Annotated in this window: 21 protein-coding genes and 1 pseudogene; 13 read left to right on the top strand and 9 right to left on the bottom strand. The window is 45.1% G+C overall.

From position 1 onward, the window contains the following. Positions 1-64 precede the first annotated feature (64 nt). From QUA97_RS25250 to QUA97_RS25225, 6 genes are all read left to right on the top strand, one after another. A complete protein-coding gene (locus QUA97_RS25250) occupies positions 65-1,612 on the top strand; it encodes an MlaD family protein (protein ID WP_333196885.1) in 1,548 nt (515 codons plus the stop codon). A 578-nt stretch (positions 1,613-2,190) separates the two neighbouring features. After that, positions 2,191-2,442 carry a hypothetical protein gene (locus QUA97_RS25245; protein ID WP_194068308.1) on the top strand — a complete coding sequence of 84 codons (252 nt, stop codon included), beginning with the start codon at positions 2,191-2,193 and terminating at the stop codon, positions 2,440-2,442. A gap of 150 nt (positions 2,443-2,592) precedes the next feature. Then, positions 2,593-3,345 carry a Uma2 family endonuclease gene (locus tag QUA97_RS25240; protein WP_194068310.1) on the top strand — a complete coding sequence of 251 codons (753 nt, stop codon included), beginning with the start codon at positions 2,593-2,595 and terminating at the stop codon, positions 3,343-3,345. A 336-nt stretch (positions 3,346-3,681) separates the two neighbouring features. Next, positions 3,682-4,443, top strand: a complete 762-nt coding sequence (locus tag QUA97_RS25235; RefSeq protein ID WP_333196882.1) for a Uma2 family endonuclease — start codon at positions 3,682-3,684, stop codon at positions 4,441-4,443. Positions 4,444-4,653: 210 nt separating this feature from the next. After that, positions 4,654-5,052: a tetratricopeptide repeat protein gene (locus tag QUA97_RS25230; RefSeq protein ID WP_333196879.1), complete on the top strand. Its 399-nt coding sequence runs from the start codon at positions 4,654-4,656 to the stop codon at positions 5,050-5,052. A 78-nt stretch (positions 5,053-5,130) separates the two neighbouring features. Beyond that, positions 5,131-9,165: a glycosyltransferase gene (locus QUA97_RS25225; RefSeq protein WP_333196877.1), complete on the top strand. Its 4,035-nt coding sequence runs from the start codon at positions 5,131-5,133 to the stop codon at positions 9,163-9,165. 59 nt (positions 9,166-9,224) lie between these two features. Here the strand turns inward: QUA97_RS25225 and QUA97_RS25220 are convergent, their stop codons facing one another. From QUA97_RS25220 to QUA97_RS25210, 3 genes are all read right to left on the bottom strand, one after another. Further along, positions 9,225-11,465 (bottom strand): O-linked N-acetylglucosamine transferase, SPINDLY family protein, encoded by a 2,241-nt coding sequence (locus tag QUA97_RS25220; protein ID WP_333196875.1) that lies wholly within the window; start codon positions 11,463-11,465, stop codon positions 9,225-9,227. Positions 11,466-11,574: 109 nt separating this feature from the next. Further along, positions 11,575-12,105: a type IV pilin-like G/H family protein gene (locus QUA97_RS25215; RefSeq protein WP_333196873.1), complete on the bottom strand. Its 531-nt coding sequence runs from the start codon at positions 12,103-12,105 to the stop codon at positions 11,575-11,577. A gap of 113 nt (positions 12,106-12,218) precedes the next feature. After that, positions 12,219-13,538, bottom strand: coding sequence for a class I SAM-dependent methyltransferase (locus tag QUA97_RS25210; protein ID WP_333196871.1), 1,320 nt, complete (start codon positions 13,536-13,538; stop codon positions 12,219-12,221). Positions 13,539-13,665: 127 nt separating this feature from the next. Between QUA97_RS25210 and QUA97_RS25205 the strand changes: the two genes are divergently transcribed. The 4 genes from QUA97_RS25205 to QUA97_RS25190 all read left to right on the top strand — a co-directional run bounded on the left by QUA97_RS25205 (position 13,666) and on the right by QUA97_RS25190 (position 17,414). After that, positions 13,666-13,854, top strand: a complete 189-nt coding sequence (locus QUA97_RS25205) for a hypothetical protein (RefSeq protein WP_194068331.1) — start codon at positions 13,666-13,668, stop codon at positions 13,852-13,854. 108 nt (positions 13,855-13,962) lie between these two features. Next, complete coding sequence (locus tag QUA97_RS25200; protein WP_194068333.1) at positions 13,963-14,580, top strand: Uma2 family endonuclease; 618 nt, start codon at positions 13,963-13,965, stop codon at positions 14,578-14,580. A 180-nt stretch (positions 14,581-14,760) separates the two neighbouring features. Next, the gene (locus tag QUA97_RS25195; protein WP_194068335.1) at positions 14,761-15,933 is read left to right on the top strand and encodes an AI-2E family transporter; all 1,173 of its coding nucleotides are present in this window, start codon (positions 14,761-14,763) and stop codon (positions 15,931-15,933) included. A gap of 305 nt (positions 15,934-16,238) precedes the next feature. Continuing rightward, complete coding sequence (locus QUA97_RS25190) at positions 16,239-17,414, top strand: homocysteine biosynthesis protein (protein WP_194068337.1); 1,176 nt, start codon at positions 16,239-16,241, stop codon at positions 17,412-17,414. A 70-nt stretch (positions 17,415-17,484) separates the two neighbouring features. Here QUA97_RS25190 and QUA97_RS25185 read toward each other — a convergent pair whose 3' ends face one another. Then, the gene (locus tag QUA97_RS25185) at positions 17,485-18,810 is read right to left on the bottom strand and encodes a hypothetical protein (protein ID WP_333196866.1); all 1,326 of its coding nucleotides are present in this window, start codon (positions 18,808-18,810) and stop codon (positions 17,485-17,487) included. A 144-nt stretch (positions 18,811-18,954) separates the two neighbouring features. Next, on the bottom strand, positions 18,955-19,155 hold the full coding sequence (locus QUA97_RS25180; protein WP_333196864.1) for a hypothetical protein: 201 nt from the start codon (positions 19,153-19,155) through the stop codon (positions 18,955-18,957). A gap of 384 nt (positions 19,156-19,539) precedes the next feature. Here QUA97_RS25180 and QUA97_RS25175 point away from each other — a divergent pair, with 384 nt between their 5' ends. Together QUA97_RS25175 and QUA97_RS25170 are read left to right on the top strand one after the other, a co-directional pair. Continuing rightward, positions 19,540-20,463 (top strand): tetratricopeptide repeat protein, encoded by a 924-nt coding sequence (locus tag QUA97_RS25175; protein ID WP_333196863.1) that lies wholly within the window; start codon positions 19,540-19,542, stop codon positions 20,461-20,463. 137 nt (positions 20,464-20,600) lie between these two features. Next, positions 20,601-21,494: pseudogene (locus tag QUA97_RS25170) on the top strand (Uma2 family endonuclease). A 318-nt stretch (positions 21,495-21,812) separates the two neighbouring features. Here QUA97_RS25170 and QUA97_RS25165 read toward each other — a convergent pair. The 4 genes from QUA97_RS25165 to QUA97_RS25150 form a co-directional block, all read right to left on the bottom strand. Beyond that, complete coding sequence (locus QUA97_RS25165; protein ID WP_015174668.1) at positions 21,813-22,037, bottom strand: hypothetical protein; 225 nt, start codon at positions 22,035-22,037, stop codon at positions 21,813-21,815. A gap of 219 nt (positions 22,038-22,256) precedes the next feature. Beyond that, a complete protein-coding gene (locus QUA97_RS25160) occupies positions 22,257-22,445 on the bottom strand; it encodes a hypothetical protein (protein WP_333196860.1) in 189 nt (62 codons plus the stop codon). Between the two features lie 64 nt (positions 22,446-22,509). Next, complete coding sequence (locus tag QUA97_RS25155) at positions 22,510-24,237, bottom strand: succinate dehydrogenase/fumarate reductase flavoprotein subunit (RefSeq protein WP_333196858.1); 1,728 nt, start codon at positions 24,235-24,237, stop codon at positions 22,510-22,512. Positions 24,238-24,365: 128 nt separating this feature from the next. Further along, the gene (locus QUA97_RS25150; RefSeq protein ID WP_333196856.1) at positions 24,366-24,680 is read right to left on the bottom strand and encodes a hypothetical protein; all 315 of its coding nucleotides are present in this window, start codon (positions 24,678-24,680) and stop codon (positions 24,366-24,368) included. A 221-nt stretch (positions 24,681-24,901) separates the two neighbouring features. Here QUA97_RS25150 and QUA97_RS25145 point away from each other — a divergent pair, with 221 nt between their 5' ends. Continuing rightward, on the top strand, positions 24,902-25,201 hold the full coding sequence (locus QUA97_RS25145; protein WP_333196854.1) for a helix-turn-helix domain-containing protein: 300 nt from the start codon (positions 24,902-24,904) through the stop codon (positions 25,199-25,201). Positions 25,202-25,350 lie beyond the last annotated feature (149 nt).

Here is a 25,350-nt window from a genome sequence, read left to right as displayed (position 1 = left end):
AATGACTAATGACTAATGACTAATGACTAATGACTAATGACTAATGACTAATGACTAATGACTAATGACTACTGACTCAGGAGGCAATATGCGATCGCGAACGATGAGAGAAGGTTCTGTCGGATTCTTAATTTTAGTAGGAATCGGCTTATTTGGAGGCTTAGTCCTCTGGCTGCGGGGCGTGCAGCTAGGCAACCGCAGCTACAAATTCGCCGTAGAATTTGCCAGCGCCCAGGGAATGCAAATAGGCACGCCCGTCAGGTATCGCGGGGTTGCAGTCGGTAAAATTACCGCCCTCAAAGCCAGCTCCAACGGCGTAGACGTCACACTGGAAATTGCCCCCGGCACTTTAGTCATTCCCCGCGATGTGCTAATCGAAGCGAATAAATCGGGTTTAATTGGCGAATCGTCGATCGACATTACCCCCAACTCAATTTTGCCAGACTCATTACTTACCGCCAATCCCATTAGTGCCGACTGTCCCCCTGCAATAATCTGCAAAAATTCCCGCTTAAAAGGTCAAGCAGGAGTCAGTCTAGACGAACTAATTCGCTCCACAGTCCGCCTAGCTAATTTATACACCGACCCCGCCCTATTCGACAGTATTAAATCAATTGCACGGGATACAGCCAGCACAGCTCAAGGTGCAGCTAAACTAACTCAAGATTTATCGGCTCTCACTCAAACTGCCAAAGCAGAAATAAAAAGCTTGAATCAATCCGTCAGGGGAGACGTTGGCACTTTAAGTAAATCAGTAACCAACGAACTAGGAACTTTAAATCAATCCTTAAAAGGAGAAGCCAACAGTTTAACTAAATCCTTACAAGTCGAAATAAGCAGTTTGAATCAATCCTTAAAAGGAGAAGCTAGCAGTTTAAATCAATCTGTCAAGGGGGAAATATCAGGAGTCGCCGCAGATGTTTCTAAAGTAGTAGCTACTGCGGACACTTCCACAAAAGCCGTATCTGCCGCTGCAATCAATTCTGCTAATTCAGTAACTCAAGCAGCCAATCAAATTACCTTAACAGCCAACCAACTTAATGCTTTAGTAGCAACCAACCGCGCCAGTTTAGTGTCAACTCTCAACAACATCAATCAAAGCAGTCAGGAATTGAAGGTAGCTGTCAGCAGTTTGAACCCGACAATTAATCGCATCAACCAAGGACAACTGCTGAACAATTTAGAAATTCTCTCAGCCAATGCCGCCCAAGCTTCTGTTAATTTGCGAAATTTATCCAGCCAGATCGACAATCCCGCCACTTTGCTATTATTGCAGCAAACTCTAGATTCCGCACGAGCTACATTTCAAAACCTGCAGAAAATTACTTCCGACGTGGATGAATTGACAGGAAACCCGGAGCTCCGCAACAACATTCGCCAATTGTTCAAAGGATTGGGAAGCTTGTTGGGTTCGACAGAACAACTGCGACAGCAAGTTAAAATCGCTCAAACATTAGCGCCCCTTTCTGAGAAAGAAAAGGCGATTACTACTGTGGAAACTCAATCAGTAGAGCCGGGATTTCCCAGCTTGCACAAACAACCAAAATTGCCTATCATACCTCCTAAAATTGCAATAACATCAGAGCAACATCCAAGTAAAAATACTCAGTAAAAAATGTTATTATTGAATAACAGCAATTATGGAAACTTGGCTTTTTTGTTTATTTTAAAAAGTGTAAAATGTATAAACTACAGTTGCGAATCTAGCACGGCAGAGGTTTCAATTTTCAATTGGGAGCATCTCTGTTTTGCAAAAAGCATTTTTTTATTATTGTAGTGCGAGCTTAAGAATTCGCGTATTATAGCACTCGCGAGTTCTTAAGCTCGCACTATAAATGCAAACTGAGATGTTCCCTTTCAATTAGTAACGCGAATACTCCAACTTTAAAAGTTTCCGGCATTTTTTGCAAACCAAAAATTAATTAAAAAACAAAATACACGACCAAAATATTATCGAAACTTGTCTAAAAGTGAACCAAAACCAAGTACAATATAACTTGGAAAAAATTACCAGAAGACTTCAAATTACCAGACGATATTGTGGAAAATATCGACCCGCCACTTTTAGCCACCGCCCTCAGAGAATCCTTGGAATTTGTAGGATTCATTTTAGCTTCAATGCTGATAGCTGCCAATTTTGGAATGTAGGCCTAAGTCAACGACAAAACAATAGTAAAAGCACCGAATTAGGTGTACGTGCCCTCAGTATTGCCAGCCGAACCGGGAGAAATTTGCCGCAGTTATACTCCCAATGCAGAGGGAGAAGCACCCGCAGTAGCGATGGAATTGTTGTCGGATTATGAGGAGTTTGAGTATTCCGTGAAACCGACATATCCTTACGGAAAATGGCAGTTTTACGAACGAATGTTGCAAGTGCTAGTTGGGAGCATCTCAGTTTTACTTTATAGTGCTGTCCCCGATCGCGTTTTCATACATAACTAAACGAGCATCCCCGATCGCGTTTTCATACATAACTAAACGAGCGGGGAGGCTCGCACTCCGAAAAAATGCTTGTTACAAAAGTGAGATTCTCCCATTGGTAAGAGGCAAAAAAGGTTTATAATAGAACTACAACTCACAGGAAGCACGACCATGAGAACAGTCGTTCCCACCCTCAAATCATCTGAAATTATCTACCCCAGTGCGGATGGAAAACCCGTGGCAGAAACTTACGACCACCTTTATGCAATTCTAACCACTTTAGAAGTCCTCAAGCAATACCTGAGCGGACAGCGCGCTACCGTTTTGGCTAACCAGTTTTTATATTATGCTGAAGGTTTCCCAAAATTGCGTACTGCACCGGATGTCATGGTAATCTACGATGTAGAACCCGGAGGCAGAGATAATTATAAAATCTGGTTAGAAGGGCAAGTTCCGAAGGTAGTTTTTGAAATTACTTCACCGAGTACGCAGTCGGAAGATAAAGTTACGAAAAAAGAATTGTACGAAAGTTTAGAAATTCAAGAATATTGGTTGTTTGACCCAAAAGGGCAATGGATACCGGAAAAATTGCGGGGATATCGATTGCGGGAAGATAGCTATCAATTAATTACTGACAGTCGCAGTGAAGTGCTGCAGTTGCGTTTTGAAATAGAGGGAAAACTCATCGGTTTTTATCGGGAAGATAATGGAGAAAAATTACTGATTCCTGATGAATTAGCCTCGGCATTAGAAGCGGAACGCCAGCGCGCCGAAGCTGAACGCCAGCGCGCCGAAGCTGAACGCCAGCGCGCCGAAGTTGAAAGTCAGCGCGCCGAAGCTGAAAGTCAGCGCGCTGCTGAACTCGAATCTTTGCTAGGGCGTTATCGAGATCGGTTTGGCGAATTGCCTGAGAGTAACGGCTAAAAAGTAAGCGGGCGATCGCGCTTCACGGATCTCGATCGCCCGCGTGCTATTGTTAGCTAAATATTATTGACAAATCTTAGGTTTTGTGTTGTCTGCTGGAATTGCTCTCAAATTTCTAATGGTGAGGGGCGAGCGCGAACTCAGTCGAAAAGCCGATCGCACAGCATAGAGAGTTAGTTGGTGAATAGACCTTGAATAATCGCTAAAATTAAGATGGCTGTGATTTCCCGATCGCTCTTGAGTTCTCTAATTTTTGGGTTAAAGGGCGATCGTTAGCAAACTTTAATCAAAAATTTATCGCCTCCAGAAAATCACTTCTACCACAAGGAAAAACCAATGACTAAAACATTATCGAAACCTGTCGAAACTAAAACCAAAACCAAGTACATTATAACTTGGGAAAAATTACCAGAAGACTTCAAATTACCAGATGACCCTGTGGAAAATATCGACCAGCCACTTTTAGCCGCCGCCCTCAGAGAATCCTTGGAACTTGCAGGATTCATTTTAGCTTCAATGCTGATAGCTTCCAACTTTGGACTGTGCGCTAAAGTCAACGACAAAACAATAGTAAAAGCACCGGATTGGGTGTATGTGCCCTCGGTATTGCCCGCCGAATCTGGAGAAATTCGCCGCAGTTATACTCCCAATGCTGAGGGAGAAGTACCGGCAGTAGTGATGGAATTTTTATCAGATCCTGATGGCAGCGAATATTCCACAAAACCGACATATCCTTACGGAAAATGGCGGTTTTACGAGCGAATTTTGCAAGTGCCAGTTTATGTAATTTTTGAGCCTAAGCTGGGAATTTTGGAAGTTTACAGACTCTCAGAGTCGGGAGAATATGAACTGCAACAACCGGATGCTAATCAGCGATTTTGGATAGAATCAATGAATTTATTTTTGGGGGTTTGGGAAGGAGAAAAATCTCAGAGGAGGGGTTATTGGTTGCGCTGGTGGGATGAGAATGGGAATTTGTTGTTGTGGGGTGTCGAACGGGTTCAGCAGGAACAACAGCGGGCCGAACAGGAACAACAGCGGGCCGATCGACTTGCAGAGTATTTAAGAAGTCAGGGTATCAATCCCGATGAAATTTGAAGGTGCGGACAAACCGCGCGCGCGATCGAATTAATGGTAACTAGAATAGGTGATTGGATTGAAAAACTTGACAAATATTTGATTTTGTGTATGTGCTAAAAACTTCAAATTTTAAATGGGAGGGGCGATCGTTTTGCGATCGAACTTGGGCAATCTAGAAATAGGTGCTTTGTACGAGTGCCTGGAAAACAGCCGCGCTAAGGGTTAGCAATGGAAAGTATACAGAAAAAATCTAGCGATCGTCGGGTGGTCAATAAGAGCGATCGCGTTAAGCAGATTTTTGCGTTAGTGTCGATGGTGTCGTTTGGTGGTTCTGCGATTTTTGGTATTGTGAATCTGTTCAGCAGCGGTTTGAGCATTCAGCACCGACAAAAACCGGTGGCTGCTGCTGTTTCTCAGGAGTCTCTGCTGGCGGCGCAGGAACGGGGATATGTAACCGTTTTGCAGCGGGAACCTCAGAATCTGACGGCTCTGGAGGGGTTGGCAAATGTGCGGTTGGAGATGAATAATAAGGTGGGGGCGATCGAGCCTTTGGAGAAGTTGGTGAAGTTGAATCCTGACAGAGCTGATTATAAGGTATTGTTGGGACAGGCGAAGGGGAAGAAGTAGGGGGAAGGTGAGGATCTGCTAGGATTAAAAATCTGAAACTCTAGAACTAAGGTATTATTTCACACAAAATTAACACATATGAGTAAACATATTTTATTGTCTACAGACGATCCAGGTGTCGGTGGAGTTGCACAATATAATCACTCAATTATGTGTGCATTGGCAAGGTTAGGCTATCAAGTAACTTGCCGACACCCCGAACCATATAATAATAATTTAATAACTTATCAAAACCAGTTAGGTATCCAGCATTTATGGATAGAAAGTAACAACGTTGAAGAAGCGCACCATACTTTAATACACCTATCGCCTAAGCCTGATCTGATTATTTGTAGTAACTCCAACCCGTTCTCCAATTTGACAGTTAAGCAAATTGCTATCCAGCTTGGGATACCTTACATCACAGTTGAGGGGCTTGTTGAACCTCATTTAGCAGAGCGTTTTGCTGGCTACTTAAACGATTTATCACTTCATTACAATCAAGCTAAATCAGTTATTGCGGTTTCTTATGAGAATCTGAGTTTATTACACGAACTTTTCAAACTGCCTAGAAATAGGGGGCAGGTAATTTATTACGGAAGACCTTCAGAATATTTCACTCCTAGAGATTTATCAATTTGTAAAAGCCTGCGTCAAGAGCTTAGTATTCCTTTAGATGCTGTAGTGTGTTTTACAGCAGCTCGCATAGAAATGCGAAAAGGCTACCAGTATCAGTTAGAGGCAATTAAGCAGCTTATGCAAAGTCCAGTATGGCATCAACTTTACTTTGTGTGGGCGGGAGGTGGTATTTTTGATCCGCAGCTTGAAAGGCAAAGTGAAGAAGCCGTTAAGGAACTGGGAATAACCGATAAAGTTAAGTTTTTAGGACAGCGATCGGATGTTTCAAATTGGTTGAATAGTGCGGATATTTTCATTCTACCTTCCCAATTAGAGGGAATGCCTTTGTGTGTTATGGAGGCAATGGCAAAGGGTTTGCCAGTTATGGCAACAGCCGTCAGCGGTATACCCGAAGAATTGGGCAATACGGGTAAATTACTTTCAGACCCCAAAATTGACTCCCAAGCCACAATTAAAGAATTAGTTACAACAATTGAAGAGTGGGTGGAGAATCCAGAATTACGTCACTCTCTTGGTCAAGATTGCAAGCAGCGAGCAGAAGAAATGTTTAGAGAAGAACGAATGATTGAGGAAACAGTAAAAGTCATTGAGCGTGCCTTGTTACCAGTCGGAGATTATGTATCGCCTGGATTTGAACTCATAAAGCCTGACAATTGTTTCCCAAATATGATCGTAGGGGATGCTAACAGTCACCCTTGGTCTTACCTGCGTCGGGAAATCCCCCATAACTGGTATGTGGACAAGGGACAGCCAACGGTAGGGTTTCTGAGTCGAGATGAAGCTCATATTCTTTACAATACTGCTCTTAAATTTAAGGGTAAAAAAGCTTTAGAGATTGGCTGCTGGTTGGGTTGGTCTGCTTGTCATTTAGCATTAGCAGGAGTACAGCTAGATGTAGTTGATCCTCTATTAGCGATACCAGAATTTTATGAAAGTGTCCGCAATTCGATGAAAGTGGCTGAAGTGTTTGATTCAGTTAATTTAGTGGATGGTTATAGCCCTCAAAAGGTGGAGGAGTTAGCAGATAAATTTCAACGTAAATGGTCGTTGATATTTATTGACGGTAATCACGAATCACCAGGGCCCCTTAATGATGCGATCGCCTGCGAACAATTAGCAGAAGCAGATGCTATGATTGTCTTCCACGATTTAGCTTCCCCTGATGTAGCTCAAGGCTTGGACTACCTAAAGCAAAGAGGATGGAACACACTGGTTTATCAAACTATGCAAATTATGGGAGTTGCGTGGCGGGGGAATGTTGAGCCAGTTAGCCATCAGCCCGATCCCAAAGTTTATTGGAAATTACCGGAGCATTTGCAACATTATTCTGTGAGTGGTTTATCAAAAGATTACCCGGACGGTGAATTTGGAGAAATTATAAACGCTGTAAAACCTTACACTTTATTAAGTGAAGCGCGATTATTTTCACTCTACTCGCAAGCAAAGCAAGTCTGTTTAAACGATATTCCCGGAAACTTTGTTGAGTGTGGGACTTGCAAGGGAGGATCAGCAGCATTGTTAGCAGTCGTAATCCAACGCTATAGCTTACGTCCACGACTTATATACGCATTTGATACTTTTGAAGGAATGCCAGATCCTACAGAAGTCGATCGCCATCAGGGAATTCCTGCTAATCAAACAGGCTTTGGGGCTGGTACTTTAAAAGCTCCAATTAGTGAGAACTTAGACAAAATTAGTCAATTATTGAACGTTAGAGATATTGTGGTACCAGTGCAAGGATTATTTGCCCAGACCTTACCTCAGTATAAATCAAAGATAGGTTCTATTGCCTTCCTACACGCTGATGGAGACTGGTATGAGTCAACAATTGACATATTCAATACGCTTTATGACAGCATTGTTTCCAACGGCATTATTCAGGTAGATGACTACGGTCATTGGGAAGGTTGTAAAAAAGCAGTACATGATTTTGAGAGTTTGCGAGGTGAGTCTTTTGCGCTCCACGCGATTGATGAGACTGGAGTGTGGTTTCATAAAAATGTTGCACATGGTGTACAAGTTACTCCAAAAATTATAATAGACGGTGTATTTTTCCAGCTTTATAGAACAGGTATAGCTCGTGTTTGGACATCTTTGCTAGAAGAATGGGCAGCAACTAATATTGCCGAACATTTGATTGTACTCGATCGCGTCGGCTCAGCTCCCAAAATTCCTGGGATAGCGTATCGTCAAGTGCCAGCTTACGACTACAGGACAACGGATAGCGATCGCGAAATGTTGCAGCAAGTCTGCGATGAAGAAGGTGCAGATTTATTTATCTCCACTTACTACACAACACCCCTATCAACTCCTTCTGTATTCATGGCTTATGACATGATTCCCGAAGTGGTGGGAGCAAATTTGAATGAACTAATGTGGAAGGAGAAACATCATGCTATCCGCCATGCTTCGGGTTATATTGCTATTTCTGAAAATACAGCGAGTGACTTAGCAAAGTTTTTTCCCGAAATTGCCCCTAAGTCTGTAACTGTGGCTCATTGTGGAGTTCAAAGTCTTTTCTCACCGGCTAGTCAAGAAGATATTAAGGGTTTTCAAAATAAGTATGGTATCTCAAAACCCTACTTTCTTTCAGTAGGTGGAGGCGCAGATTATAAAAATAGTATCTTGTTTTTTAAAGCTTTTGCTCAACTTGCCACCAAACAAGGCTTTGAAATAGTATGTACGGGAAGTGGAGTTTTATTAGAAGGAGAGTTAAGAAATTATACTTTAGGTACTGTGGTTCACAAGCTTCAACTGGATGATCAGGAGTTGAGATTAGCTTATGCCGGTGCTGTTGCATTGGTTTATCCATCGAAGTATGAAGGATTTGGCTTGCCTGTACTGGAGGCCCTCTCCTGCGGTTGTCCCGTCATCACTTGTCCTAATGCCTCGATTCCTGAAGTGGCCGGAGAAGCAGCTTTATATGTGAATGATGAGGATGTTGAGGGGTTAACAGATGCACTTTGTGAGGTACAAAAGCCGAAGGTCCGCAACTCATTAATTGCGGCTGGGTTGGAACAAGCCAAAAAGTTCTCTTGGTCAAAAATGGCGAAAACGGTTAGTTCAGCACTGATTGATGCAACTCTAGTGCCTTTAAACTTGCAAGAAATTAATTTAATTGTTTTTCCAGATTGGACGCAGCCAGAAGAGTCTCTTGGTTTAGAATTGGAACGAGTGGTGAGAGCGATCGCAACTCACCCAGACAAAAGCAAGATGACCCTATTAGTAGACAGCAGGGATATTTCTGACGAAGATGCTAATCTTGCTTTATCAAGCGTAGCGATGAATCTTTTAATGGAAGAAGATTTAGATGTTTCCGACGGCCCCGAAATTTCACTGATTGGACAGTTGAGTGAAATTCAGTGGTCAGCTTTGATACCTCGAATTTACGGTCGAATTGTGTTGGAGCATGAGAATACAGAGGCGATAGTGCAGGCAAAAGCACAAAACATTCCCACATTTGAGCCAGACAGTTTTATACAGGAGAGTCAGTGATAATTTTAATAATTTGTGCAGCAACTCCCTGCACAAATTATTAAGTGCGACAATCACTATCAATCATGACTGTCAAGATACCTTTGCCACATTTGCTCATAAGCTTTCTCCATCTCTCGCGTAAATTGCTTGCCATTCCACAGCGGAGCCGTTTGTCGTGACTGCCACAGTTTCCAAGATATTTGCTGCCGCAGAGCCGCGTCTTTCCCTAAACGAATTCCCCATTCTATGTACTCTTCATCACTCCAAGCAATCCCTTCGGAAATACCTGCATTCATCATCATCGTGTAACTGTTTCGAGCAGAAAACTGCTGCCCCACACGGGTTACTATAGGAACACCCATCCACAACGTTTCCATAGTTGTTGTAGCTCCGTTATAGGGATAGGTATCTAGCACCACATCAGCAATACCTAAATTAGCCCGGTGTACTGCCTCTGAAGGAGCGTGAGGCAAAAATCGCAAGCGCTCCGCACTCACCCCCTCTGATTCCGCAATCTGAATAAAAAAGTTTTTTAGCGATTCTTGCTCAGCAAACCATTTAGTTACAAAGTAGCTATTCGGGACTGCCTTAATAATTTGCATTTGCAGCCGAGCTGTGTTGGGATTGTACTTGTATCCCATCTGACTACAGTAGTATATGACTGCATCGCTAGGAATATCCAGCGAATCCCGTCGAACCGTCGGCACTCCCACTTCAAAACCATCTACTGCTACATAAGTGGCAGGCAATCGCCATATTTTTTCTACGTAGTAATTCTGTGCTGATTCCGGTAAAACGTAATTATCTGCAATATAGTAATCAACATTTGGTACGCCCGAAGCATCCCACCCGAGCCAACTAACTTGTACAGGGGCCGGCTTAATTGCCATTACCTCACAGTTACAATTCATCGTAATGCTATCAAGATCGATCAATATATCAATTTCATCTTCGTAAATTTTTTCAGCAGCTTCAGTACCCGAAATACCTAGTTTATAAGCTTTGTCAGCTTTGCCAATATACCATTGCTGAATGGGATCATTGGTCAGTTTGGCTCCCATTAGATAAGCACATATTTCAAAGCGATCGCGGTCGTGATGTTCAAACAACCAGCGTGCCAGCCATCCTACAGAATGCTTACGTAAGCAATAAGATAAATAACCAACTTTATAACGTTTTTTTTCATTACCTCCCTGAAGCAGAGGCAACGAGCGATGGCGACACTTCTCTACTATTGGCTTAGCATAATTTTCAACATTTGCTTGAAAAAGATTACCAATTTGGATGCGAATTATCCCAGCTTCTTGAGGTCGATCTTCAAAGTAAGGAAAGAAAAATAACGAACTCATCAAGCGAAGCGCAGCAGCGGAATCCAGATTAGTCGGATGTTCCTCAATAATAGCCCTCATCATTAATTTGTGTGTCTCAAACGCTGACCAAGCATCTTTCCAATTACCACCAGCCAGCATCAGTCCGCGCAGCAGCAAATGATTAGCAAAAATTTTATCTACCAACTGTTCCATCACTGAGTAGCAAATCTTAGCAGTTTCTATCCCTTTAGAAAAATTTCCTATATCTTGGTAAAAACTAGCCAATGCCCGCAAAACTTCTTGGTGTTTAGCTTCTAACCGCAAGGCGAGTTCTGCATAACGGGTCGCTAAGTGAAATTGCTTTCCTGAATATGAGATGTCATAAGCAAAGTAAAGTAAATTTTCAATAACAGGTAGAGGTTCTTTAACATGGTTCAAACAAGCTTCTGTAAATTCAAATGATGAAGGGTGGAATGGAGCAACGTCTAAAACGGTCTTCCAGACTTGCAGCAACAAATCGTAGTCTAATGCTATTGGAGGATCGGACTTCAGAAGCTCTACGATCGTGCCCAAAGCGTCTGATTCTTCACCTCTGTAAGTTTTCCGCAGGATGGAAAGTCCCACCGAATGCAACAGGTTGTTAATATCCCCAGGATTGATTTCTCGGATGTGCTGCCGAATCGCCCAAGCTACTTCATAATTTACCAAATCCAGCCGTTGTCGTTCTGCCTCAGCTTCCAGCACTTGTAACAGTTCTGCTGTCCAGAGTTCAATTTCTTCAGATTCACCCTCAGCCATTGCCAGCAGCCAGGTTGTTTGAGCTTCTGCTTCTTGTTCTTGCAACAACAATATCAATCCCAAATGCCAGTAGTAAGATTTAACGCTTGGTTGCTCTGTAATTGCCTGTTCGTAGAGGATTGCTGCCTGAGCATAATTTTCTTTAAGCAGGAGTTGCTCGGCTGTTTGCTGCCAATCGGGGGCAAGTGCTAATAAATTGTCAGAAATCATAAACTCAGCCAATAAAATCAGTTTCCTATCTACAGTAAAGCGGGCAGCATCGATAACGCTAACCCGCTCTTTCGTTCTTTTTCACAAGCGAGGCTTGTGTAATAAGCTGTTACTTAGTGACGAGTGTCATTGTACCACAGAGAGTATTGCTACCTGAAAGACTAATAGTCGCAGGATCTCCAACACCCGTCGTTTCACAAAGGATTGTCTGTGTGCCTGAAGCCCCTGTAGCATCGGGCGCTGTCACTGCTACAGCTCCTGCATATCCCTTCAGTGTATTTTTACTCTTAGGACTTGCTGCCGAAGTTGATCCGCCGTTTGTGCCCGTACCACCATCGTTAATGGTGTATACATAGTTGGTGGTGTCAGTTTTGAGACCAAGACCCAACACACTGATATCTGTTGTAAACTTGGTGTTTTCTGCAAAGTAAGCCTGCGTACCCTTGTTTATTGAACTGATATACTGCTTGGCTTCTGTCTGCTTGGCTTTGTTAGCTTGGCTGAGGAAGGATGGCAAGGCAATAGCAGACAAAATACCGATAATAATGATAACAACCAGCAGTTCAATCAGTGTGAAACCTTCTTCCTGTCTTCTTTTGTTGAGCTGTTGCAGGAACTTGGCTTTAAATTCAGTCTTCATAATTTGTTTCTCCTTGAGGGGTTGGGATGCTCGTTTCTAACTCTTATATGTAACTTACCCAGTTGTCGGCGCTTTAATATCACCCCAGAGCAATTTTTTTTCACTTTCCGGTCTTAACGCTCCAAAAGCACATACAGAAAGACTTCTAGCCTAATTAACAGTTCCTTGACTTCCTCAAAGGCTGTCTCCTCAGTAACAGGCTCTAGGTTAACAGCCATCTGAGAGCGGATTTGAAGCCATTGATCCACCAGGGATACCGCAGACTGCGGCCCCTCCCACAGAGGTAGCAAGCAAGCCGCCATTGTACTATTGAGTGCCACCGGCGCTAGAGTTGGCACAATAATATAACGGCTAATCTCAAACGCAGTCTGACTGTCAATGCAATTACTCAAGTCTTCCCTCACCTGGGAAGTCATCAGTTGAGGGTGCAGGTGTACCCGTGCTTCCCGCCATTGAGCCTCCGTCCATTCCGCAACGGGCACAAAAGCCTGAGTTCGATTTGGATTGCCGCACCAGAAATCAAACAAACGGTGCAGGGGATGTAACAAGTCAAATAAATGCAGTCGCTCTTCCAGAGAAGCTTCTGGCAGACTCATCGCCAAAAACAAAGGCAAATCATCAGGATCTTTGAACAAATCCATCAACTCCCACCTGCGCCAAGCCACCATACTGATAAACTCTAAATCAGCACCTCTCAACATGGCAAACACTTCAGGAATCGTACAACCTTTATCACCAACTAATAAATAGTTAGACATAATCCATGACTCATTCTGCGCGCGATCTGAAGTCCAGGTAAATGCCTTAAGCCCTACTCCATCTTCTAATGCTTCCATAGTCTCCCGGACTATTTCTATCTCCAATTCTCCCGGACTTCCATCCATTAATCCCATTGCTTTGAAAACAGCTTGAGCGCGAAATACTCCGGCTCTACCATTTGAACTGTGCAGGTTGGTGCGGATGATGCCATCTGGCGTCAGAACTGACTTCATCGCTTGCAATCCAGCAACAGGGTCGGGCAACAGATACAGAACTTCGTCAGCATTAATATAGTCAAACTCTAACTCTAAACTTGGCAAATCTTCTATTTTCAAAGCATAAAACTCTGCATTAGCAACTCCATGATATTGCAAACGTTGCTCGGCTAGTTTTACAGATTCTTCTGATAAATCGATGCCTACTATTTTCGCTCCTGGATTGGCGAGAGCTAAAACCAATGATTTATAACCGGTGCCGCATCCGGCATCTAGGATAACTTTACCTTCTGTATTAATAACTTTTCTATTTCTGAAGTAGTAAGCAGTTACAAGATTATGAAGGTAGAGTAATTCACTGTTGTCTTTGGGAGATTGTTCCAGCGGGATTCTGGGAAAAGGAGTATTGTCAAATTGCTGGCGAATGTTTTCTATTAACTCTAAATTTTGGCGATCCATGTTCAATTGCGCTCAACGCTGGCAAATTACCTTAGTATCTCAGAAAATAGCCGATCGCCCGCCAAGCCGCAACACATACTTGCCATAATAATCTGAATCCCTGATTATACAACCAACCACCACCTCCATGAACAGCAACATCAGCCCCATCCTCAAAGTATTCACCCTCTCCGCCGCCCTTTCCCTGGCCATCAAATACGCAGGGCCCAGCTTATCCATCCCCTCTACCGACCTCAACGCTCTCATCGCCGTCTTTACCCCCAGTATCATCTTAGCTGCCATCCTCGGCTGGCGATCGCGCCAACAGCAGCAGTAGAGACGTAATCAAAAAGTGCGATCGATCTACACTAGGTCTAAAGACTATGTTTTTGCCAAAATCTTAATTCCCCGTACACCTATCGAAACCAAACTAAAGGCACTCACCATGATTCAAAGCATAACAGAATTAGTAACATTCAATGAATTCATTGACTGGTATCCTGAAAATTCAGAACACCGCTACGAATTGCACAATGGAGAGATTGTTGAGATGCCAAAAGCAACAGGCAAACATTCTAAAGTAGCCGGTTTTACCGCACTGAAAGTCGGAATAGAGATTGAGCGTCTCAATTTGCCCTACTTCATCCCCAAAGAATGCGTCATCAAACCCATGCGCGAGGAATCGGGATATGAACCAGATATTATTGTACTTAACGAACAAACCATTGGAAACGAGCCGCGATGGGAGAAATCATCAATTATCACAATGGGCTCATCAGTCCCCCTAATCGTCGAGGTAACTAGCACTAATTGGGGTGATGATTATGCCCTAAAGCTTGAGGCATATGAGTCAATGGGTATTCAAGAATATTGGATTATAGACTATCTAGGATTGGGCGGCAGACGGTTTATTGGCAACCCCAAACAACCTACTTTTTCGGTTTACCAACTAATTGACGGGGAATACCAAGTCAAACTGTTCCGAGGGGGCGAGTGTATTGAGTCCCCAACTTTCCCAGAATTGAAGCTGACAGCGCAGCAGGTGTTCGCAAAAGGGAATTGAGGTGGCTGCTTATGCTAATGTCCGAGTAGGGGTATCCGATTCAAGATGCGATCGCGCGCATCTGATGTATCTTGATATAAAGGCGATTCATCGCTTCTGGGCTGCAGAGCAATTAGCAAGCAGTAATTCCCCATACTCTATTCCTCAATCTAAAATCTAATATCTAATATCTAAAATCTAATGAAGCTAGGACAGTGGATGGGCTTATTAGCCCTCATCGCATCTTGTTACATCCTCTGGCAAATCAGACAAGCCCTGCTGCTGCTTTTTGCCGCTATCGTCTTAGCCACAGCCTTAAACAGACTAGCACGCTACTTGCAAAAATTCCGACTCAAAAGGTCGATCGCCGTACTTTTATCAATTAGCTTTTTAGTCCTGGTTTTGGTAAGCTTGTTCCTGATAATTGTACCGCCCTTTGCCCTACAATTCCAACAACTGACCCAAAAAGCACCTGAAGGAATCGCTAAACTAAACGACTGGGTAGATCAAATCGAAGCTCGCTTCTCGGGACAATTCGAGCAAAGGCTGCCGAATCTTGATGTTAACGATATTATGCGACAACTGCAACCCTTGTTCAACCAACTTGTGGGCGGTGCAGGAGCTTTTGTTGGCAACACATTAGGGGTTATCCTCAGCTTTTTGCTAGTCTTAGTTTTGACCTTGATGACCTTAGCAGATCCCCTCTCTTACCGCAAAGCATTTATACAACTATTTCCCTCTTTTTACCGTCGGCGAATCGATGGTATTTTAGATGAATGCGAAATAGCTCTCGGTCGATGGGTCATCGGCGCTCTGATTAGCATGAGCGTGATTGCTTTGTTGAGCTTAATTGGTTTGTCAATTTTGCAAGTTCCCCTACCGTTAGCTCACGCTGTAGTAGCAGGATTTCTTAACTTGATTCCCAATATTGGCCCCACGATGAGCGTCATTCCGCCAATGACGATCGCACTTTTAGACTCTCCCTTACAATCTGGTTTAGTTTTAATTCTTTACTTTCTAATTCAACAGTTTGAAAGCAACCTCCTTACTCCCTACGTCATGGCACAGCAAGTATCATTGCTGCCAGCAGTAACATTAATTTCTCAAGTATTTTTCGCCACCTTTTTTGGATTTTTAGGACTATTACTTGCCCTCCCCCTCACCGTTGTAGCTCAAGTTTGGATTAGGGAAGTATTAATTAAAGACATTCTCAACCAATGGAACGCGAATCCTCAAACCTTAGCAGCAATAGATTCGGCTATTCACGAAGAATATGAGTCTCTAGGAGTAAAACATCACAGACAAGAAACCCTTCCAGAACAAAAAACAGACATCGCAGACCAAGCAGAAAATGACGATACTGTCAATCGATAATTCAGGTTGGTAGTGAGGACTTCAATCATTCTTGATTATCAGAGTGAGAACTGAATTCCTTCTTGACTGGGAGCATCTGGATTTTGCATTTAATAGTGCTGTCCCCGCGAGTTCGCGGTGCAAGACTCGCACAATAAAAAATGCTTTTTTCAAGGCCCGAGATGCTCCCTTCTTGATTCGAGATTGAGGACTTAAGTCCTGACTACAAATTTAGCAACTCGATCGCCATCAATAAAACAATACGGTTTACTTAAATGAACGGTATCGATCAATAAAACTAAAAACTAAAAACTAAAACTAAAATTATGAGATCTATCGACGAAATCAACGATAAAATCAGCCAAGGCAAAGCGACAGTCTGGACAATCGAAGAACTCAAAAACCGAGTCCAAGAAACCAGCATTAGCCAAGCCGCCAAAGAAGTCGATGTGATTACCGCAGGCACCTTCGAGCCGATGGAATCCTCCGGTGCCATCATCAACCTCGGCCATACCGATCCCCCGATCAAAATCCGCCAGTGCTGGCTGGACGGCGTTTTAGCATACTCCGGCTTTGGGGCTGTAGACCTGTACTTGGGAGCCACCCAAGTAGCCGAAGACGGCGAAGAATCCCGGGAACGGGGAGGCGGACAGGTCATCGAAGACTTAATCGCCGGGAAACCCGTGCAGTTGCGAGCTTTGGGGCAAGTCACAGATTGCTACCCCCGCGCCTCCTTTGAAACCACAATTACCCGCGATACCATCAACCAGTTTTATTTATTCAATCCCCGGAACGCCTATCAAAACTTTATTGTGGGAGTTAACGGGGGCGATCGCCCGCTGTTCACCTACCTCGGCCCCCTGCAACCAAACCTCGGCAACGCCGTGTATTCGAGCCTGGGAGCCATGTCACCCCTGCTCAACGACCCCCACCTCCAACTCATCGGCATCGGCACCCGCATCTGGCTGGGAGGCGCTCAGGGCTACATCACCTGGGAAGGAACCCAGCACTTCCCGCTGCAAAAACGCCAGCCCAACGGCACCCCTATCGGCCCAGCCGCCACCCTCGCACTCATCGGCGACGCCAAACAAATGAACTCCAAATGGGTGCGCGGCTGCTACTTCAAAAACTACGGCCCGTCGCTGATGCTGGGAGTCGGCATCCCTTTTCCAGTCTTAAACGAAACAGTGGTAGCCAACTGTGCAGTCTCCGACAAAAAAATAGTAGCGCCGGTGGTAGATTTCTCTATCCCCCGGCGCGTTCGTCCCACATTCGGTTTAGTCAGCTACGCTCAATTAAAAACTGGTCGAATTCTCATTGAGGGCAAACCGGTGCGGGCGGCCCCCTTGGCGAGTATGTTTCTCTCGCGGCAAGTAGCATTGGAATTGAAGCAGCAAATTGAAGCAGGTCAATTTACCCTCACGGCTCCAGTTGCTCCCCTACCCACCGACAGAGTATTTCTCCCGCAAGATTTGTGGGGCGCCCAAGTCAGGCTGGAATAAAAGATTTTAGATTGCCGATTTTAGATTAACCAGACGCACTAACCGAAAATCTCAAATCTCAAATCTTGCCCTATTCCTCGGGCTTAGGCTTCTTAACCGGCTTAGGAAGAGGTTCCTTGGGAACAGCAGGTGCTGCTGCTGCGGACTTGATGGTAGGACGCCCTACAGGAGCACCGTCACCGCTGGGCCTAGGAGTAAACGGACGCTTGTTTCCCCCTCCTTTGTAGCCACCGGGCGGCTTGCTGCCGGGGGGGAATTTCCGCTTCTTAATCGGCACGGCGCCAATATTGTTAGCCTGCTCGATCGTCAGACTTTCAGCTTTCAATTTGACGTGGAAATCCCAAAAAAATCCGATCGCCTTTGTTCCTACATCCCCCTTGAGTTTCAGCTTAAAAAACTTCATCTTGTCGTCATTCTTGCGGGGAGCTTGCTTGATTTTGACGATGACATACTTTTCTTCCTCTTGCGATTGTTGATAAATCACCTCGCCTCGAATCGAAAAATAGCCATCTTCAACATCAGGTTCCGAGGGCGACACAGATGCCGTCGATGCTTCGCTGCTAGCCTCAATCTCGCCTGCTTCCAGATTTTCCTCATCCGAAGACACTTCGGGAGATTTCTTGAGCGTTTCCGGCTCCCAAACTCCCATAATCTGGGCGTGCAAGTTGCCGTCTTCTTGCCTGGTGCGGGGATAGACCACCCACAGGTGTTCTTGTTCCAGATCCAGGTGATTTTTGACTAAACTCATGACTCTACCAAGCAAAACTGCGTCGATAGCAGTTCCGTCGGCAGCAATCAGCATACCTCTGGTGAATTGCTCTTCAGATTGGGTGTAGCGGCCCCGCACCAAACCAACAGCTCGGTACTGTCTGGGTTCGCTGGGGGGTGGAATGGGATGTTGGCGCATGACCGAGGGTAGGTCATCGTCGGCCTGACTTTCGTTAGCTGCTGGCTCGCCTGTTGCGGGCACGGAGACTGCGATTGATGGAGTATTGCTGGCAGATTCCGACGGCGCTGCTGGCGCGGAGGGTTCAGGAGCATTGCTCGGCGGGTCTTTTGGCTTTGTTTTGTCCTTGTCGGGGGCAGAACTGTAGCGGGGTCGTTGCAGCGTATCCTTTGACGCTGATGCGTCTGTTGACGCTGGTGCGTCTGTTGACGCTGGTGCGTCTGTTGACGCTGGTGCGTCTGTTGACGCTGGTGCGTCTGTTGTCGCTGGCGATCGATCTAGGTCAACAGGTGCAGCCGGCGATGGCGGAGGAGACACGGGACTTTCGTCTGGTGTCTCGGCCCCGGAGGCTGTAACTGCGGGCTGATTCACGGCGGGCTCGCTTGGCTGAGCCTTGCGAGCAGAAGTAGATTTGGACGATTTGGAAGACGGGTTGGGAGAGGGGTTCATAAAAAACTCCTTGCAGCGGAGACACATCCCTTAAGGGAAATTAGGAATAAACTGAAGAAACTGATTTCACAACTACTAGCACCAAACTTAGGGCTTGCGCCGGAAAGTTTGGTTTTGATTCATCAACGCCAGTTTTAAACTTCGCTACGAGCGATCGATCGCTCCGGGATGGGCGGGCTGCTCTAATCCTTGTTGGCAAAGAGTTTGAGAGTTGCTAACTCCAGGAGCGGGTCGATCGGGCGAAAACTGGCACTGGTGGCTAATAGCATTTAGGATATTCAGATACTTCGAGCCCGGACAATCTAGGATATATCCCGATCGAGCGCGTGCTGAATACCTGAGCATCAAACCAGGCAATATTTCGCAATGCTTTGAGGAAAAGCCTCAAGGCGCCGTTCCAATCTCTTTGGAGCAGCTTGCTTATTTTACTTACTCCAATTACCTAGCGGGTCGATCCGCCATCTTTTCGGTAATTGTTAGCTCGACCAAACTAAATTGGACGAAAGTCGCAGTTTTTGGGGCTGCGGGTCTTTGTGTCCCAAATTGTTTGACGAGCGTGGAGTTGCGGGTCTGTTACCATATTAGCTGCAAGCAAAAGACTGGTTTGTGAATTGGCACTTTGAAGTTAAGAACTTTTATGGTTACACGGATGGGGTTAAATCGCAGACGCCCCTAGGCGATGGGTTAATTCTTAGAAAATAGTAGATTTTAAGTTGGGATAGTTGAATTATGGAAAAAGCAAACAAGCGTCGCGGGTTGATTAGTGTGGTGGTGGTGCTTTCGCTCATCGCTTTTTTGGGATTTTCTCTGGTTCCAATTTTGGACAGTATTCTCAAGAGCAGTCAAACAACCGCTACATCGACTCCAACGCCTACTCAGACTGCGCCTTCTGGTGAGAAGCAAGCACAGTTGCTGCAAGATCAGGTGAGGGGATACGAATTGGTTTTGCAGCGCGAACCTGACAATGTAACGGCGCTGCGGGGGTTGTTGCAGGTACGGCTGGAGTTGATCGGACAGGGAGTGGGGGATATTAAGGATGCGATCGCTCCTTTGGAAAAGTTGGCTTCCCTGAATCCAGAGACTACTGAATACGGGATTTTGCTGGCTCAGGCTAAGGAACGCACGGGCGATCGCGAAGGGGCGGCTCAGGCTTACAGGTCAATTTTGGCGTCTAAACCTGGGGAAATTAAGGCTTTGCAGGGCTTGGTGAATTTGCTGTTGGTGCAGCAAAGGCCCGAAGCTGCGATCGGACTGCTGCAAGATACGCTCAAGGCCGCTCCGGCGCAAAATCAGGCGAAACCCGGAAGTATTGATGTAACTTCGGTGCAGTTGATTTTGGGACAGGTTTATGCTGTGCAGAAGCGCTACGATGAGGCGATCGCGATTTATGACGAATCGGCTAAGGCGAATCCGAAAGATTTTCGCCCGATTTTAGCTCGTGCGATCGTGTTTAAGGAACAAGGCAAAACTGACGAAGCAAAAACGCTGTTCGATAAAGCTAGTGAGTTAGCTCCTCCTAACTACAAAGACCAAATTAATCAGTTAGCTAGCGGCACTCCTTCGCCTTCTCCGGCGGCAGATGCGAGTCCAGAAGCGGCATCTCCAGAACCGGCGGCTTCCCCAACTCCTGAAGGTGCGCTACCGAAACCTTAAGGAAAGTTTTGAGTTTTGAGTACCCTATAACTGTAAGGACACAGCAGTGCTGTGTCCCTACCCATGCCACGTTCTTTAACCTATATTTGAGATTACGAATTACTAAATAACAATTAAGCAAGACTTCGGAGGGAATTATGACCCAAAGCGTTGACCGCGTTGTTCTACCTCCTGCTTTTGGTGACCACACTCAATTACCAGAGTCGGATGGTACTTTTGTGAAAAATTTTCAGGAGCATCCGCAAAGTTTAATTTTAACTGATTCGATCGGCCCGATTTTGCAGGAGCGGCATCCTGACGGACAATATGCGATCGGTCAAGACTGTGGCATTTACTGGCGAGAAACCGAGCCGCCGGAAAAAGGTGCAGAAGCTCCTGATTGGTTTTATGTTCCCAATGTACCTCCGAATTTAGACGGTCAAATTCGCCGTTCCTACGTGCTGTGGCGGGAACACATAGCACCGTTAATTGCGTTGGAATTTGCGAGCGGAAATGGCGATGAAGAGCGCGATTCCCTTCGGGATAGCTTCGCTTCACGTACTCCTTTATCTCGCACCCATGAAGGGGTAGTCACTAAACCTGGAAAGTTTTGGGTTTATTAGCGGGTGATGCGAATTCCCTATTACGGCATCTACCAAGTTAATAATGGCAGATTAGAAGTTTATCGGTTGATTGACGGGTATTATCAACTGTTAGAACTCAATCAGCGCGGTCATTTTCCCATTGCATCTTTAGGCGTAGAATTGGGACTTTGGCAAGGCAGTTATCAAAATCAAACTATGCTGTGGCTGCGCTGGTGGGACGAGGAAGGTAATTTGCTGTTGATTGGCGATGAAAGAGCAGAATTGGAGAGATTGTGGGGGGAACAGCAGCGGGAAAGAGCCGAGAGTGCAGAACAGGCACGACAAGCTGAAGCTCAGGCAAGAAGGGATGCAATTCCCCGGTTGTTGGGAATGGGTTTGAGTGCTCAACAGGTGGCGCAGGCGTTAAGTTTATCGGTGGAGGAAGTGATGGAGAATGCTGGAGAGTGAGATAGGGGGAGAGAATTGGGGAAAAGGGCGATCGGTCTTAATAGACTTCATCATGAGAACCCATTTTGAGCAATAAAATAGCTTCCTCATCATCTTCTGGATCGGTCACAAACTCAAATAAAATCCGATGATCGTAATCTATTGAACACGATCAGATACCCGATAAATCTCCTGTCAGTTTGTGAGTTCGCAAGCTGGGGTTAAAGCAGTCTTCAGACAAAAGTTCAAGCGTAGCTTCAATTAAAAGGCGAAGCTGAGGATTTTTACGAAGTAACTTTTTGAAAGTACGAATAGATTTGGGAGTCCAACCAATTTTCATCAATCATCCAACTCCGCCATAAAATCGGCTACCGACCCAAATTTAACATTGCCCTCAGCATACTCTTGACGAACTTCTGCCACTTCCTTGAGTAATTCATTTCGTCGCTGTTGTCGCAGGCGATTCTGAAGAATATCTAGAAGCATGGCTCGATCTTCTAATGATAAAACTTCTACAGCTTCAAGAGCTTGCTGGAATTGAGAGGTCTGTGTCGTTTTACTCATATTTTTTTTCTACTTATAATCACGATATTTTGTATTTATTTTAGCAAGACTTATCCTAAGCTAGCATTTTTTAGTTGTGATGTGGAGAAATCCTGAGACGACTTTCAAAATGAACAAATTAGGTTTGAACGGCCCGCCCTACAAATTAATACCACATTTGCATCTTCTACAATCGCTTCTCACCCGTGCATCCTAAAGCAATCTACAAGGCGAGCTCACTCAGTAGTCACCTAGAGCTTTACGAACCTCGATTTCTTCAGCAGCGATTTCGATGGCTTCTGGAACCCTTTGTTTATCGATAATGCCTGCATCAATGAGTGCATCAACGATCAAAGCCGCTAGCTGCTCGCTTGTTAAAGTTCGTTTGGCTTCTTCGTTCTTAAATTCTTGTTCGGGAAGTTCGCGCATTGTTTTCTTTATCCCCTTTTTTTTGCTGTTTAATTAGTAAGGTGGGCATCGCCCACCCTACAACTTAATACTTACGTTCCTGCGGCTCAAACATCGTAATCGCCACCGGCATATAAGCCAAATCAATCCCCGCAGGTGAATAATAGGCGAGAGTATGCTTCAAGAAATTGCCGTCATCCCGCTCAGGAAAATCTTCCCGCGAATGAGCTCCCCGACTTTCCTGCCGGTTCAAAGCAGAAGTTAAAATCATTTTCCCGACAACGATTAAACTCCGCAATTCCAAAGCTTCCACAATTTCCGTATTCCACAACTTGCCTTTATCGTCTAAGTAAACTTCCTCATATTGTCGCTCTAAATCCTCCAGTTTTTGTAAACCTTCCTGCATCAATTCAGCGCTGCGAAATACTCCGCAATACTCACTCATCGTATCTTGATACTGCTGCCGAATTTGATTGATTCTATATTTTCCCGGACGGTCTAAAAGTGCTTGAATTTGCTCTTGAGCTTCGTTAATATAACGCTGTTCGTCTACTTCAGGCAACTTGCGATTTTGGACAAATTGTGCTATGGTTGCGCCAGTAACTTTGCCATAAACTACGCATTCCAATAGCGAATTGCTGCCCAAACGGTTAGCGCCGTGAACTGAGACGCAAGCTGCTTCGCCGGCTGCAAAGAAACCGTCTACCAAACTGTCAGGACTGCTGCGAACTTGCCCGCTAACATTAGTAGGAATTCCCCCCATTGAATAGTGAACGGTAGGGCGCACGGGCATCGGCTGATTTACGGCATCAATTCCTAACAAACGGTGGGCTTCTTCCCAAGCAAAAGGAATTTTGCTCATGATTTTTTCGCGTCCCATGTGCCGCAAATCGAGGTAGATAAAGGGGCCGCCGGCACTACCATCAACATTAATTCCTCGGCCGGCACGAATTTCTATGGAAATTGACCGCGAGGTGATATCTCTGGGCGCTAATTCCATCCGCGACGGCGCATAATTAGCCATAAATCGATCGCCCTCGGAATTAATCAAATAAGCACCTTCGCCCCGCACGGCCTCGGAAATCAACACTCCCACCGGATACAAACCCGTCGGGTGAAACTGCACGAATTCCATATCTTCGAGCGGCAATCCAGCCATCGCCGCCATCGCCAAACCGTCACCAGTCGAGGCGTAATCGTTCGAGGTGGTGTTGTAAACCCGACCGTAACCCCCCGTAGCAAACATCACCGCCTTAGCGCGCACGACGGCAATTTCGCCGTCTATCAGGTTGAACATAACCACGCCCTTGGCTTGGCCTGCTTCCAAAATCAGGCGCGTGACATACCACTCCTGATAGATGTGAACTCCACAGCGGCGCAGATTGTTGACCAATTCGTGGAGGATGGCGTGACCGGTTTTGTCGGCGGCGTAGCAGGTGCGGCGGTGGGAATGTCCGCCGAATGCGCGCTGGGCAATTCTGCCGTCTTCTAGGCGGGAGAAGAGGACTCCCATGTGCTCTAAATCGATGACTACACCGGGGGCTTCGCGGGTGAGAATTTCTACTGCGTCTTGGTCGGCTAAATAGTCGGAACCCTTTACTGTGTCAAAGGCGTGGGCTTTCCAACTATCTTCGGGATCGACATTTTGCAGGCTGGAGGCCATGCCGCCTTGGGCTGCGACGGAGTGCGATCGAATCGGGTGAGTTTTGGCAACAACTGCTACCTTGAGACTGGGGTCAGTCCGCGCAATTTCTACAGCGGCGCGGCAACCTGCTAAACCGCCGCCTACAATGATTACGTCGTGTTCCAGCATTGTTTGAGTAATTTTGAGTGTTCTCCTCAACTTATCGTGACGCAAAAAAAAACTTCCTATCAAAAGATCGGGAAGTTTTTTAACTTTTGATTTGAGTTGAACATCAAAAGTTAAAATTTCCAATTCGACTAGCTGATGGTTTCGACAGGCTGCTGATTGGATTGATTTCCCGTTGCAGAAGGTTGATCTTCGGTAGCGGGGTCTACCGAAAGCACTTGAATGTTATTTAGCAGAGTTGTAACGAAAGCAAACAGCAAGAAGGGAAGAGACAGCACTAAAATCAAGCCGACGGTAGCCAAGGCGTAGATTTGACGGGCGCTGCTCCAGAGGGCGAGTGCGGACGCTAGACTCAGGAAGATGACTATCAGCCAAACAATGATTTGACCGTAAATGTCGCCAAAGGTGAGGGTACATTTAAGGCGATAGTTTTGGATGTTACTCATTTGATGCCTCGGAAGATTGCTATTACGACTTGTCTAAAAATACTTTGACAGTCTGTCAATACCGACTGTAAATTTCTAATTTTAGAGCCCACAAGTAGGTTTTGCGGGAGTTTTAAACATTTTTATAGAAGTTTGCAACAACACTTTATGAATTTTTGTTTCCGATGGGAAATTTTGCCGAAACAAGACTTATACCATTCTTTTAAAGATATGATAGACTTATGCAAGAAGTAAAGGAGCCAATAAAAATGTCTGGTCGCCCTAACATAAAAATTACCGAATCTGTAGAATATTTGCAAATAATTCTTAAGAAACCAACAAGAATCCTTGCCTACAATAAAGTACAAATGCTTTATTTATTCCAATCGAAACAAGTATCAAATGTGCGAGAAGTAGCAGCATTTTTAGGTAAAGGTGAGGCAACAATTCATCGCTGGCTCTTTCAATACAAACAAGGCGGTCTGGAAAATTTATTAAAAAATCTCTTCTGTTTTTGGTCGGCCAAAAAATTTCTCAGTTGAAGTAGCCGCTTTATTGCAACAAGAATTGAGAGATCCCGAAGGATTTTGCAGTTACCAAGAAGTTCGGTTATGGCTCTGGTTAGTCAAAGGAATAGCCCGTAGTTATTCGGCTGTATATTCTTTAACGAAAGGTGAATTTAAAAGTAAAT

This window comes from Microcoleus sp. CZ3-B2 (assembly GCF_036705055.1).
In the GTDB taxonomy this organism is placed as follows: Bacteria; Cyanobacteriota; Cyanobacteriia; order Cyanobacteriales; family Microcoleaceae; genus Microcoleus.
This window is presented reverse-complemented; position numbering and strand designations above follow the sequence as displayed.

Bases quoted from the DNA above. Each gene is read 5' to 3' on its own strand.
- QUA97_RS25250 (WP_333196885.1), top strand. From the start codon at position 65: ATGACTACTGACTCAGGAGGCAATATGCGATCGCGAACGATGAGAGAA.
- QUA97_RS25240 (WP_194068310.1), top strand. From the start codon at position 2,593: ATGAGAACAGTCGTTCCCACCCTCAAATCATCTGAAATTATCTACCCC.
- QUA97_RS25235 (WP_333196882.1), top strand. From the start codon at position 3,682: ATGACTAAAACATTATCGAAACCTGTCGAAACTAAAACCAAAACCAAG.
- QUA97_RS25230 (WP_333196879.1), top strand. From the start codon at position 4,654: ATGGAAAGTATACAGAAAAAATCTAGCGATCGTCGGGTGGTCAATAAG.
- QUA97_RS25225 (WP_333196877.1), top strand. From the start codon at position 5,131: ATGAGTAAACATATTTTATTGTCTACAGACGATCCAGGTGTCGGTGGA.
- QUA97_RS25220 (WP_333196875.1), bottom strand. From the start codon at position 11,465: ATGATTTCTGACAATTTATTAGCACTTGCCCCCGATTGGCAGCAAACA.
- QUA97_RS25215 (WP_333196873.1), bottom strand. From the start codon at position 12,105: ATGAAGACTGAATTTAAAGCCAAGTTCCTGCAACAGCTCAACAAAAGA.
- QUA97_RS25210 (WP_333196871.1), bottom strand. From the start codon at position 13,538: ATGGATCGCCAAAATTTAGAGTTAATAGAAAACATTCGCCAGCAATTT.
- QUA97_RS25205 (WP_194068331.1), top strand. From the start codon at position 13,666: ATGAACAGCAACATCAGCCCCATCCTCAAAGTATTCACCCTCTCCGCC.
- QUA97_RS25200 (WP_194068333.1), top strand. From the start codon at position 13,963: ATGATTCAAAGCATAACAGAATTAGTAACATTCAATGAATTCATTGAC.
- QUA97_RS25195 (WP_194068335.1), top strand. From the start codon at position 14,761: ATGAAGCTAGGACAGTGGATGGGCTTATTAGCCCTCATCGCATCTTGT.
- QUA97_RS25190 (WP_194068337.1), top strand. From the start codon at position 16,239: ATGAGATCTATCGACGAAATCAACGATAAAATCAGCCAAGGCAAAGCG.
- QUA97_RS25185 (WP_333196866.1), bottom strand. From the start codon at position 18,810: ATGAACCCCTCTCCCAACCCGTCTTCCAAATCGTCCAAATCTACTTCT.
- QUA97_RS25180 (WP_333196864.1), bottom strand. From the start codon at position 19,155: ATGCTCAGGTATTCAGCACGCGCTCGATCGGGATATATCCTAGATTGT.
- QUA97_RS25175 (WP_333196863.1), top strand. From the start codon at position 19,540: ATGGAAAAAGCAAACAAGCGTCGCGGGTTGATTAGTGTGGTGGTGGTG.
- QUA97_RS25165 (WP_015174668.1), bottom strand. From the start codon at position 22,037: ATGAGTAAAACGACACAGACCTCTCAATTCCAGCAAGCTCTTGAAGCT.
- QUA97_RS25160 (WP_333196860.1), bottom strand. From the start codon at position 22,445: ATGCGCGAACTTCCCGAACAAGAATTTAAGAACGAAGAAGCCAAACGA.
- QUA97_RS25155 (WP_333196858.1), bottom strand. From the start codon at position 24,237: ATGCTGGAACACGACGTAATCATTGTAGGCGGCGGTTTAGCAGGTTGC.
- QUA97_RS25150 (WP_333196856.1), bottom strand. From the start codon at position 24,680: ATGAGTAACATCCAAAACTATCGCCTTAAATGTACCCTCACCTTTGGC.
- QUA97_RS25145 (WP_333196854.1), top strand. From the start codon at position 24,902: ATGCAAGAAGTAAAGGAGCCAATAAAAATGTCTGGTCGCCCTAACATA.